Annotated in this window: 10 protein-coding genes; 4 read left to right on the top strand and 6 right to left on the bottom strand. The window is 39.7% G+C overall.

All coding sequences use genetic code 11. The features are described 5' to 3' along the window. Window positions 1-24: 24 nt before the first annotated feature. The 3 genes from AAEY94_RS08965 to AAEY94_RS08955 all read right to left on the bottom strand — a co-directional run bounded on the left by AAEY94_RS08965 (window position 25) and on the right by AAEY94_RS08955 (window position 4182). Window positions 25-2913, bottom strand: coding sequence for a DEAD/DEAH box helicase family protein (locus AAEY94_RS08965; protein ID WP_350978492.1), 2889 nt, complete (start codon window positions 2911-2913; stop codon window positions 25-27). A gap of 10 nt (window positions 2914-2923) precedes the next feature. Further along, window positions 2924-3511: a class I SAM-dependent DNA methyltransferase gene (locus tag AAEY94_RS08960; RefSeq protein ID WP_350978490.1), complete on the bottom strand. Its 588-nt coding sequence runs from the start codon at window positions 3509-3511 to the stop codon at window positions 2924-2926. An 80-nt stretch (window positions 3512-3591) separates the two neighbouring features. Beyond that, complete coding sequence (locus tag AAEY94_RS08955) at window positions 3592-4182, bottom strand: hypothetical protein (RefSeq protein WP_335691963.1); 591 nt, start codon at window positions 4180-4182, stop codon at window positions 3592-3594. Between the two features lie 354 nt (window positions 4183-4536). Here AAEY94_RS08955 and AAEY94_RS08950 point away from each other — a divergent pair, with 354 nt between their 5' ends. Then, a complete protein-coding gene (locus AAEY94_RS08950; RefSeq protein WP_350978488.1) occupies window positions 4537-5541 on the top strand; it encodes a DUF4382 domain-containing protein in 1005 nt (334 codons plus the stop codon). A gap of 195 nt (window positions 5542-5736) precedes the next feature. Here the strand turns inward: AAEY94_RS08950 and AAEY94_RS08945 are convergent, their stop codons facing one another. Both AAEY94_RS08945 and AAEY94_RS08940 read right to left on the bottom strand, forming a co-directional pair. Then, window positions 5737-6090: a YkgJ family cysteine cluster protein gene (locus AAEY94_RS08945; protein ID WP_101031310.1), complete on the bottom strand. Its 354-nt coding sequence runs from the start codon at window positions 6088-6090 to the stop codon at window positions 5737-5739. Window positions 6091-6318: 228 nt separating this feature from the next. Beyond that, window positions 6319-6999, bottom strand: coding sequence for an Hpt domain-containing protein (locus AAEY94_RS08940; RefSeq protein ID WP_350978486.1), 681 nt, complete (start codon window positions 6997-6999; stop codon window positions 6319-6321). Window positions 7000-7218: 219 nt separating this feature from the next. Here AAEY94_RS08940 and AAEY94_RS08935 point away from each other — a divergent pair, with 219 nt between their 5' ends. The 3 genes from AAEY94_RS08935 (at window position 7219) to AAEY94_RS08925 (ending at window position 10829) form a co-directional block, all read left to right on the top strand. Then, window positions 7219-7626 (top strand): response regulator, encoded by a 408-nt coding sequence (locus tag AAEY94_RS08935; protein ID WP_182743462.1) that lies wholly within the window; start codon window positions 7219-7221, stop codon window positions 7624-7626. 3 nt (window positions 7627-7629) lie between these two features. Further along, window positions 7630-10380 carry a PAS domain-containing protein gene (locus tag AAEY94_RS08930; RefSeq protein ID WP_350978484.1) on the top strand — a complete coding sequence of 917 codons (2751 nt, stop codon included), beginning with the start codon at window positions 7630-7632 and terminating at the stop codon, window positions 10378-10380. 281 nt (window positions 10381-10661) lie between these two features. Next, window positions 10662-10829 (top strand): hypothetical protein, encoded by a 168-nt coding sequence (locus AAEY94_RS08925; protein ID WP_350978482.1) that lies wholly within the window; start codon window positions 10662-10664, stop codon window positions 10827-10829. A 232-nt stretch (window positions 10830-11061) separates the two neighbouring features. On the opposite strand, the gene AAEY94_RS08920 is transcribed toward AAEY94_RS08925, so the two are convergent. Beyond that, entirely contained in the window at window positions 11062-11940 is an 879-nt protein-coding gene (locus tag AAEY94_RS08920; protein ID WP_101087147.1) for an NAD(P)-dependent oxidoreductase, read from the bottom strand. Window positions 11941-12229 lie beyond the last annotated feature (289 nt).

The following is a 12229-nucleotide window of genomic DNA, read 5'->3' as shown; positions in this document are numbered from 1 at the left end:
CAGAGCTGCTTATTTTTTTATTGTTTATACAAAGTCAGCCTTGTCCAAGACTTGCTTTAATCTGGCAAAGGTCTGCATTGAGTCATTTGCTAGTATTGATGAGTACGCTGGATTATGGGCATTAAGTTGATACTGACCATTAGTGAGTTTATTCACTTTACGCAATAAATATTGGTTATTACCTGTATCATCTTGGATTTCAATCGCGATGATTTTATCAGTAATCGAACCAGCATTGAGTGCTGTTATGCGCTCTAATAACAATAAATCACCGTCTTCAATTGGATTTTTACCACCGTTCATAGAATCACCACTGGCTGGGGCAATAAAGAAAATCGATGGATCGAGTTTACTAAAAGTCGTGTTTAACGTCAGAGTTTCACTATTGTCGTCAGTACCCGTTTTAAAATGACCGCAGGCAATTTTTAGATCTGGGTAATAACTAAGGGATGCCTGTTCATCGCGACTCACTTCAATTGGAAGTGTAACCACATTCGATTGTACAGTTTTGCTTATTGGAGTGAGTGTCGATGCTGATTGGCGTTGGCTATAACGCGCTAACAACAATTCGCTTAATTCGCTCATTGCGGTAGACATTACTTCAATATCATCAACTTTTACATCAACATTTGCATGTAATCTATTTTCTTTTACAGCAAACCAAGACTGTGTGTCTGACTTATCTTGTTTGCATAAAAACGTAATTGGGTTGTCTAACCAATACTTACGCCATTTTGGGGAATCGGCGTCGATTAGCTGTAAATCGGTTTTAACATCTTGAGTCCACAATTTCGGATAACGTTTAAATACCTGCCAACTCTTAATGCATACCGCTTCAATTGTGGGGGGATAGTTTAATCCGTCTAACTCAATAAATGCTTCGAGTAAAATGGCTTTAAAGCATTTCGTCATTGTGGCTTTTTCAACGCCTAGACTCAAAAATGGCAAATAGGGCGTTAACGCCAGTAATGTTTTGTCTTCACGTTCTTGGGTTAATACCAGTTCAAACCAACTACCATTTTGCTTGGTCATTTTACTCCAAACATAACCATTGTGATAAAACTCAGTGGCAGTAGGGCGGTGACCTAAATCATCTTTGAGTAATTGGTATTGTTGATCTGCTTTGGTGTAATCAAGTTTTAGCTGTTGCCAAAAGTCGACCAATTCGGGATCGATATTGATTAAGCACTTAGAATCGATTTCAGGATTGTTAAGACGCTTAATCGCTTCATTGGCATTCGCTGCTTGCAATAACGCCATTGGACGATTTAAAAAGCTGATGTGATTACCGATGAAATCGATAACCGAGACAAAGGTTTTATTGGTTTCGGCAGATGTGCGTAACCCACGGCCTAACTGTTGCAAAAATAGAATTTTAGATTCAGTCGGACGTAAGATTAAGATAGTGTCTATTGAAGGTAAATCAGTACCTTCATTGAACAAATCGACTGAAAATATCACTTCTATTTCACCCGATTTTAATTGGCTAAGTGCTTCGCCGCGTCTAACTTCTGAGCCGCTATGCACCGACACCGCTTTAATACCTCGAGCAGAAAACCATTGGGCCATAAAGTCGGCATGAGCTTTAGAGACGCAAAATGCTAAGGTGCGTTGCTGCTTGTGGGTTTTCCAATGGCCAAACACGTGTTTAGCACGCTTCTGTGTAGCAAATAGATTCATTAATTGTTGCGGATCAAACTTACCATTGCGCCACGGTAGTTCTCGGTAATCGACCGTCTCGTCTTTAATACCTTGGTAATGAAATGGTACCAGAATGCCCGATTCAATTCCGTCGATTATGTTTTTTTCAAACACCAAATTATTATCACATAACGATAGAATATCAGCTTGATCCGTGCGCTCTGGCGTGGCCGTTAAACCGAGTAAAAATTGCGGGGTAAAGTGGTTGAGTAATAACCGATAACTGACGGCGCCAGCATGATGAAACTCATCAACAATGACGTAGTCGAAGTGAGCTTGATCTAGTTTATTAAGATATTCCGGTTTGCCTAATGTTTGAATCGATGCAAATACAATGTCAGCATCAATGACTTTAGTTTTGGCATTAAAGTGGCCAGTTGTACTTTGAGGTAATAAGGTTCTAAAAGTCCGTTCTGCTTGAATTAATATCTCTTCTCTATGAGCAACAAATAGCACTTTTTTAGCGTTGAATTGCAATACATCAAATGCAGCTAACCATGTTTTACCCATGCCTGTGGCTAATACAACCAGTCCCTTGGATTGCTTAGCTAAACGTGTATCCGCTAATGCTATCAAGGCTTCTGCTTGGGCAGAATTAGGTACAGGTTCTTCTGGCTCTGTTTCATGAACAATAGCTAAAGGTGGTTTACACAATTTACGTTTTTGGGCATAGTCGTTGATGAAGGTATCACTTAGATCGATTGCCTGCGAATGATTGAAAATATTCAAGAATTGTTGGCGGATATGGTTAAACTCTTTAGGATCTTGATTCGGCAATAAGTCATGGCGCAAGCACCATTCAAATGCGTGTGTGAATGCAGCTTTACTGATGTTATTTGAGCCAATAAAAGCGCTCCCGATATCTGCTAATCCGGTTTGTTGCTGGACGAAAATATAGCTTTTCATATGAAAGCTTTGATTGCTATTACAGGTAAATATTTTGGTTTTTGCACCACGAGATTGCAAAATCATTAAGTGTCGCAATGCAACTGGGTCGGTAATCAAAAGATAGTCTGAAGTGATAATTGAAATGCTAGCATCGCGCTCTAATGCATCGGATAAAGCATCAAAAATTAAATCTAGCCCAGATCGTTGAATAAACGACACCGACATTTCAATGCTAGTCGCACGGTTAATGGCTTGCGTTAATTTTGGTAAAAAAGGGTCATCCAAACCACCGCTGGTTAATACAGGTCCTTCTGCTAGCTTCATTTTTACATCTCTATTTTAACGTCTTGATGAGGATGGCATTGAGCCATTTTTCGTTTTCACGACCCGAGCGCACATCTGTAGTCACCCAAGTCTGTTTAATCATTAAACCTGTTTGTTGAATCCACTGTTCTACTAGTGACTCATTAGCATCGGTAAAAAACCGACCGTTATGAATTCGCTCTTGATCACCATATTTAAATGAACAATAGAATACGCCACCATTAACCAAACTGTTAGCCAAAATTTCAAAGGTGTTGGGTAGAGCGCTTGCTTCAACATGAAGCAGAGATGCACAAGCCCAAATGCCGTCAAACTGAAGCGATGTGTCTATTTCATCAAAGGTACAAACCGTGACATGTTGGCCAATATAATCAGATGCCGCTTTGGCTAATTCGGCACTGGCATCAATGGCGGTAACATTGAAGCCCAATTGAGTAAAGGCTTTACTGTCACGACCAGAACCACAACCAGCATCCAATACACGTGCGTTAGAAGGGAGTTGTGCGACAAAGGCTTGATACAATTCGCTGACATCAGCATTCACAGTCGACTCGAAAAAATCATGCGAATGTTGATCATAAAACGCAATAGTAGACATGGTTAACCCTATAATTTAAATCGTTTAAATATGAATGATTAAGTCTGAATGCTTCAGTGTGATTTTATAACCTATTACAATCAATAACCCACTTGCTGGATCACCGCGATTGCCGTTTCATCACGGCCTTTTTTAGACGGTACGCGATGGCCGGTCTCGGCATTGGTTTTCATGGTTTGTATAAATTGATTCATTTGCGGGCCAATGCTGATGTGTATCGGTCGATTTTTACCGTAGTAGTACAGGCGATCAAATTTCAGGTTTTCACACATCCATAGTGCAACTTGCTGCATATTAATCGGTTGGCCATTGTTGCTGCTTACTAGGGTAAAGTCACAGGCGGCACCTAGGCGGTCGCAGATGATTTTTTGATTTTGATTGAGTTCGTGCGAGCAATGTTGATCAAGCTTTGGGGCAATATGCGGATTACGATTTTTAGCTATTTTTCTAACAAGCTCGGGTGAACAAAAACCATAAGTTAAACGCAATGGGCCAAATTTGTCGACAATTGGGTCCAGTATTTGAGTGGCCAATAAACTCAGGGCGCGCCAGGTGTCAGGTTGTAATGGCAGGTTTTCAATATTATGTTCGAGCGCGGTTGCACCACAATTAATGAGATCTGCGTAAGTGAAAAAGCGGCTGGCTTTACCGTTGATATTATAGGTAAACAATCAAAATCCATCGTGTACGTTCATTTGGGACAACAATAGCGCTTATTGCTCAAGCTGGCTAGATGGAACTGTGGGATGGTTGTGAGATTGATTAAATATCGTTTAATATCATATTTTTTGAAGTGAAATGGGTGTTAAATTGTCGTTAATTTTTGTTTATCAAAAAATATAATAATTTAATTATTTACTGAGCTTTGTTATAGAGCTCAGTAAACAGCCCATATTGCTGAATTGAATACTTACAGGGTTATTGAGTTTTGGTTGTATAAAAATCGAACATGATTTATTTAGTGATCAATACTTTTTACAGTTGTAAAACAAACAGTAAAAAATGCACGATTAATGAGGTTTATTATGAAAAAGCTTAATACGTTACTTGCCGTCTCGATATCGGCTTTACTGGTAGCTTGTGGGGGGAGTGACGATAAAACAGACTCTCCTCAAATGGGGGTATTTAGTTTAGGTGTATCAGATAACCCAAGTGATGCCAAAGACGTGACGATCGCTTTTAAACAAGTTGTGTTAAAAAATGACTCGGGGAGTATTTCGTTTGATGTGTCAGATGATGGTGCTTTGAAACAAGTTAATTTACTTGAATTTCAAGGGCAAGCAGTTGACACACTTGTGAGTGGGCAAAGTATTCCTGTTGGTGAATACCAAATGTGTATTTATATGCAAAGAAGTGAAACCCCGAATGCGGACAGTTCATATGTCATAACCAAAGACGATAATTTATTTGGTTTAACGACCAACAGTAATGGTTCATGTGGCGGAGTCGGTGCAACGGATACCGATACTGGACGGCTATTTTTTAATAAGGCATTTACGATTGCAGCAGGCACAAATAGCTTTGTTGCTGAGTTTGATCTGTCTAGTGGATTACAAGACCCCCATGGCAATAAAGACTATTGGACTTTAAAACCTACGTCGGTGCAGTTACATAACATTTCTGAAGTTGGTGCGATTGAGGGAAGTATTCCTGCTGACATGATGACTCAATGTGAAGTTGCCGCTGGCGGAAGTGCATTTAGCCATGCGGTTTATTTATATCAAGATACTGCGCTATTAGAAAATATGGCTGATTTTAATATTGATGCCGTCGTTGCTCCAGACGCTGCGCCTATTGCTTCTGCAAGAGTTAACGCTATTTTAGATCAAAACAATCAAGTGATAGGCCAAGGCTATGAGTTTGGTTTTGTGGTAGCGGGTAATTATAGTCTGGGTTACACCTGTGTTGCACAGTACGATGATCCAGATGTAAAAAATACACTTGATGATGTAGAAAGTCCTTTCTTTTTACATGCTGATTTACAAGATATTGAAGTGACAAATGGTACTGTCGCGAATGGTGAGTTTTAAGCTCATCTAACATTTAGTCTTATGCTGGCATTTTCGTGAATACGAAAATGCCTTTATATCAGCATAATCATTGTACGTGTGTCGTTGGCATGCCTTGTTAATGCATTGACTGGTATTCCTATGCCGCCTTACCAGACATAAATATTATCTGTTCTGGCAGGTTCTATCACTGCTGTATTTACTACCGATTAAATGTCAAACCAGTACTTGGCGGGTGTTGGCGATATAGTGATGGATCTGCGCCTCCGTTTTTGTATCAATCATCACTTCCGGTCGACGGTGCTCAGGGCAAGGCATACGTGGTGTTGTACCAAAAACACGACATATCAATGGGCGCTCTTCATAAACCTCGCAACCATTTGGACCTAAGTATACGCAGTTCCACTCTTTTAATGCGGCTTCATGTTGGGCGTTAGTTTTAAAGGGGAGGCGTGCCATTTCTTCTGAAGATGTGGTTACTGGACCACAACAATCGTGACAACCTGGCTTACATTCAAATGACGGAATGCGTTCACGCAGCAGATCGACTATCTCTATGTTATTTTTCATTAATGCCTAACGTTTAAAGAGTTCGCGGACATTATACGTCGATAGTGGGTTCACTAAAAGTTGCCAAGGTATATATTTGGCCGCAACTTATTTAGTAGCCACTTATTTAGTAGCAATGGACCCTTTGTGCAGGATGGTATATTAGTGGAATAACACTTTTTGTTTAATATTTGCCTAGTGGCATCAAAGATAAATCTGCTTTTACACCAAGTAACGGCTAAATGGCTATTACAACTTGTTGGATAATGAAGATAATGCAACAAGTGCATTGTCGAAATCTAATATTTCTACTGCATCATATAGCACTGCTAATTCATGCTTAACCAATAAATTATTTGCCAACATATTTTGCAGGTTTAGGATGATATTCACCGCTTCTAGATTGTTATTTTCGAGGTGTTGTTTCAGTTCTGCGAGCATAGCGGTGAGCTCTGGGATTGAATAATCAACTGTTAGGCGTTGTGTTTCAACTTCTTTTTCTGCTAATAAAGCATGGATTTTTGATAGTTCAGCTTGTGTCACTGAATGTAACTGGGGCGCCAGTTCGACACAAAGTATCTCAAAAGCATTTGAACTATTCGCGTCCTTGAGTTTTATCTCCCAGGCACATAAGGCTTGATAGATTGATGTTAAGCCAGCTGTCCCAGAAGTCCCTTTAAGCGTATGAACAATGACCAATATCTCATTGGTGTTGTTTTGCAAGATCATCTGTTCTAGATTATTCAGTTGCTGATCCAGATTTGCTTCAAAAACCTTAAGTAAACGCCGATAAAACTTTTCATTACCACCAAAAGGCTTAAGTAAACTTTCTAGCTCCTTATTATCAGATTCTGATCTAAAATTATTAACGTCATGTTTATTCATTTCATCAAGTGGCTGCTGATGAGCAGTAATTTTAGTAGATTTCATATGTATGACTCTCGGAACATGATGACTTTCTAAGTACACTATAGAAAAGATAACAGCAGTTTACTGTATTATTGAGTTTCAATGGATGTCCTATCATCATAAAAAGTTAGGATTTATTGTTAATCAATAGCTTAGTTTGCTTCAACAAAAATTATAATGCAATATTAGTCGATATAATTCGACATATTTGGGGTTTACGCCAATCAAACTGGAGTCGGCATGCAATTAGATAAAATTTTACACGTAGAGGATGATGAGTCGATTCGAATCATTGTTGAAATGGCTCTCGTTGATATATCTGGATTTACCCTGTTGGCTTGTGATGGCGGACATGAGGCCATTAGCCAAGTGGAGGCTTTCGCACCAGATTTAATATTGTTAGACGCCATGATGCCGGGTATGGATGGTATACAAACGCTGATTGAAATTCGTAAAAAACCAAATTGTTTAAACATTCCAGCTGTTTTTATGACCGCGAGGATTCAGGAGTCTGAAAAACAAGAATATTTGGATGTTGGTGCCGTTGCTGTGATTGAAAAACCCTTCGATGCTATGAGTCTAGGTGATAGGTTAGAATCTATTTATCAAGCTAGCTTAATCTCTCAAGAAATCCACAATCAAGAGTAACTTATGCAAACTCCTGTATTTCCTATTTCCGAGACAGAAAGACTTACCGCGCTAAATAATACTGGGCTGTTAGATACGGGCCCAGAAGAACGTTTTGATCGTTTAACGCATTTAGCTCAACTTTGTTTAGGCACGGAAATTGTGCTTATTTCATTGGTAGACTCCAATCGCCAATGGTTTAAGTCGAAACAAGGTTTAGATGCATGCGCGACAAGCAGAGATATTTCATTTTGTGGCCATACCATTTTAGGCGATGGTATTTTTGAAGTTGCTGATGCTCTGCTTGATAGTCGGTTTGCTGACAATCCATTAGTTGTCTCAGCGCCGTTTATTCGATTTTATGCCGGTGTGCCTTTAGTGTGTAATGGTGAAAAAATTGGCACACTTTGCTTTATTGATAGCAAACCTCGCCAGTTCACTGACAAAGAACGAGATATTGCATACGGTTTTGCTAAAAGTATTGAACAAGAAATTATTGATAGATTACAAGATCAAGCACATGAGCAATTAGTGGCAAGCGAGCAAATGTACAGGTCGGTGCTTGACGGAACGAGGATCGGTACTTGGCAGTGGAATATTCAAACGGGTGAAACCCATTGCAACGAACGTTGGGCTGAGATTATCGGTTATACGCTTGCCGAGCTAGAACCCATTACCATTGATACTTGGTTATCCATGATACATCCCGATGATCTCGACTATTCAGATGCAGCTTTAGATGATCACCTCAATGGCTTAATTCCATTTTATGACGTTAAATGCAGAATGAAGCACAAAGATGGTCATTTTGTATGGGCGCATGATCGAGGCAAAGTCGTTTCTTATACCGCAGATGGTAAGCCACTGATGATGTATGGCACACATGCTGATATCACCAAAGAAAATAATAGTAACTTAGCATTATTACAAAGCCGAGATCAGTTTAAGACCTTGGTTGCCAATATACCGGGAATGACTTACCGATGTCTGCATGATGAACATTGGACCATGCTGTATATGAGTGAACATATTTATGCACTTACAGGCTATCCTGCCAGCGATTTTATCAATAACGGTCAGCGCAGTATTGTTAGTATGGTTCATCCTGATGACAGGGCATTGGTATTTGAAGTCATCGAAAAAGCTGTGCTTAGTCATTCTAGTTGGGTATTAAATTGCCGTCTTTTGCATAAAAATGGATCTGTTATATGGGTAGAAGAACGCGGCGCTGCTGAATATGACAGCAATGGTGTCGTTCAACACCTTGACGGTTTTGTTATGGATGTTAGCAAAGAAAAAAAACTGCAAGACCAATTGTACAAACTGACACAGCAGCTTCCGGGTGTGGTTTATCAGTATCAGGTGTGGCCAGACGGACGCAGCGCATTCCCATATGCTAGCTCTGGAATCGAAGATATTTATGGTGTTAAACCGGAAGATGTTCTTACAGATGCTTCCAATGCATTTTCTACAATTTACCCTGAAGATGTACCTGCAGTTGTTCAGAGTATTGAAGTCTCTAGCCAACAACTGACTATATGGGAACAGGAATATCGTGTTTACCGGGATGACAAATCGATAATATGGTTATTAGGCAGAGCAACACCGGAAAGGATGCCAGATGGTAGTACGTTATGGCATGGCTATATTCATGATATTACCCAAACTAAAGAATACTATCTCAAACTTGAGGATCTCAATCTTCAGCTGAATGTTACTCAGCAAAGCCTTGATTTAGCGAGTGAGCAAGCCAAAATTGGTTATTGGCATGCATCGCTTGAGCATGGAACATTTTGGTGGTCACCTATTATTTATCAAATTTTTGGGTTTAACGCTGAAGATGTGGTGCCGAGTTCTACATTGTTTAAAAATGCTGTTCATCCTGACGATATCGATAAAGTGCTTAAAAATGAGCAGCAGACTCGTTCGACAGGTATTGTTAACGAAGTTTACCGAATCATCCGCCCTAATGGGGATGTTCGCTGGGTACATGAATTAGGACAGCTGGTCGCCGAAGATCAGAATCCGGATAAGATAATGATAGGTTCTGTGCAAGATATTACCGAGCGGATGACATTACAGAAAATTAAAGATGAATTCATTTCAACCGTGAGTCATGAGCTTCGCACTCCGTTAACATCAATTTATGGCGCATTAAGTTTATTGCAGTCTGGTAAGTTGGTCACACTACCTACAAAAGCGGAGAAATTGGTTGAGATTGCGAGCAGTAACTGCAAGCAGCTTAGTCGTTTGATTAATGACTTATTAGATATTGAAAAACTGGCTGCTGGTAAAATGTTGTTTGAAATGAAACGATTAAATGTAGTTCCACTTTTACAAAGAGCTATCAATGATCATCAACCATACGCCGACCTGCATAAAATTACTTTAGCGTTACATGTAGATAAGCAAATAGATGAATTGTTTGTATATGTTGATGAGCATCGTCTGTTACAAATTCTGACTAACTTTCTATCCAATGCGGTTAAATTTTCTCCCGAATCGGGGAGTGTAATATTGTCTGCGACTGTCACTTCTGATGAAATTGAAATTGCTGTACAAGACCAAGGAGCCGGAATCCCTGAAGATTTTAAGAGCAAAATATTTGCAAAGTTTTCGCAAGCAGATGCAAGCAGCTCTAAAGTGAAAGGAGGCACGGGTTTAGGCTTAGCCCTTTGTAAGGAGCTTGTTGAAGCAATGAACGGAAGCATTGACTATCGCTCCGAACCCGGCTGTGGCGCTCGGTTTTTTGTTAGATTACCCTTATCTGTTTAACGAAAAAACAATATCGTGAGTTTGATCTACCGCTACATAAGTGTGGATTTGGCAACATATTTAGACAACATTATATTTAGAGCAACCGACTAGTATTGACCATTAGTGATAATAATAAAATGGTGACTTAATCTTAGTGTGACTTAATCTGAGTGAGATTTGAAACAACCGTTGTCGACATACATGACTCGAGAGAGCCAATGGTCCTGATCCATTGTTAAATAATATCAATACAGAAGAAGTGATGGCTGTAATCGTCTGGCAAATCAGTTGGTGTTTTCATGCACTCATGGATATTGAAGTCTGCGATTATATTATGTTTAACCAGCATGCATTGGTGTTACGCGGAACATAAAGTCGAAGCGTTGATGAGTATTGAAATCGATACTGTAGACGTTAGCGGTATTGGCAGCAGTATTGGCAGCGGTAATAACACTTATACCGAATGACTTTATACAGAGTGACTTTTTTAATCAACAGAAGTGTAGTGAAGAATGGTGTAGTTAAAAGTAGTGAAGTTAAAAGTGCTGCAGTGAAAGGTTGTGTAGCGAAGGGCAATGTAGAGTCTTAATGATAGTTTAAGTTTAAGTTTAAGTTTTAGTTTTGGCTTTAGTTTTGATATAGACCTTTTCATCTGCAATCGTCACAGATGAAAAGGTTTTATTCACTCAGCTTTATGAATTACTTGGCTAGTTTTACAAAGTAGTCAAATATCTCAGGTACATTGCCGTTACCTAAACCCGCGTCAAATGCAGCTTGTAGATTAGCAGATGAACCTTCAGCAATTTTAGATTCTGTGCCTAAGTCTTCTACCATTTTTAAGAAGTAGCCAAGATCTTTGTTAGCGTTAGCAATAGAGAAGCCTAAATCGCTTACACCGTCTACTGCATAGTTTTTACAGAATTTCATGAACGGTGAGTTAGATGGACCCGCTGACATGATGTCGAACAGTTGCGCACGGTCAACACCAGCAAGATCTGCAACAGCAAAGGCTTGAGACATAGCACAAACGGTAGTCATACCCATAAAGTTGTTGATTAGCTTAGTCGTGTGACCTGCGCCTAATGCACCTAAATGGAATACGTTTTCGCCTTGCTCGTCTAATACTGGCTTAACCTTATTAAAGGTCTCAAGATCGCCAGCTGCCATGATGTTTAGTAAACCGTCTTTAGCGTGAGCAGGAGTACGGCCGAGTGGGGCATCAATCATACCTGCGCCTTTTGCTGCAAGGTCTGCACCAATTTTACGCGTAGATGACGGAATTGATGTACCAAAATCAACTAGTACAGAACCTTCTTTAATGCCCGCGAGAATACCATCGTCACCATAAACCAGTTTTTCAACTACGGCAGATGTGGTTAAGCACAGCATAACGATGTCGCTAGATGCAGCAAGTTCTTTTGCTGTCGTTACGGTTTTTGCACCGCGAGCAACACATGTAGCAACCGCTTCTTTGTTAAGGTCCATTACATTTAGCTGGTAACCTCTGTTTTGTAAGTTCTCAACCATGTTGCCGCCCATAAGGCCAAGGCCGATAAAACCGATGACTGGCTTTGTCATGTCTAACTCCTAAATATATTGGTAAATGCGTATTTCAATTTTATTCAGCTCACCGAATGTGCCAGTGCGCTATGTAATTTGTATAAAGAGCCATCTTGAGTTCAGGATTGCTATAAGCCAATTGAGTGGGTTAATGTCCTTTCAAATGGTGTATTCCTGTTTACTCTTCAAAAACGACTCATTATTTATCATTTAATATTGCCGGACTGAAAATATCGGTAACAATGATGCTTACTCTTGCTTGAATTGGTTATCAAGTGGTATTACAAAATTGTAAGTAATACTAAGA

It is taken from the genome of Shewanella sp. AC34-MNA-CIBAN-0136 (assembly GCF_040309945.1).
In the GTDB taxonomy this organism is placed as follows: Bacteria; Pseudomonadota; Gammaproteobacteria; order Enterobacterales; family Shewanellaceae; genus Shewanella.
Note: the sequence above shows the minus strand (reverse complement) of the source record. Positions and strands in the feature narration are given on the sequence as shown.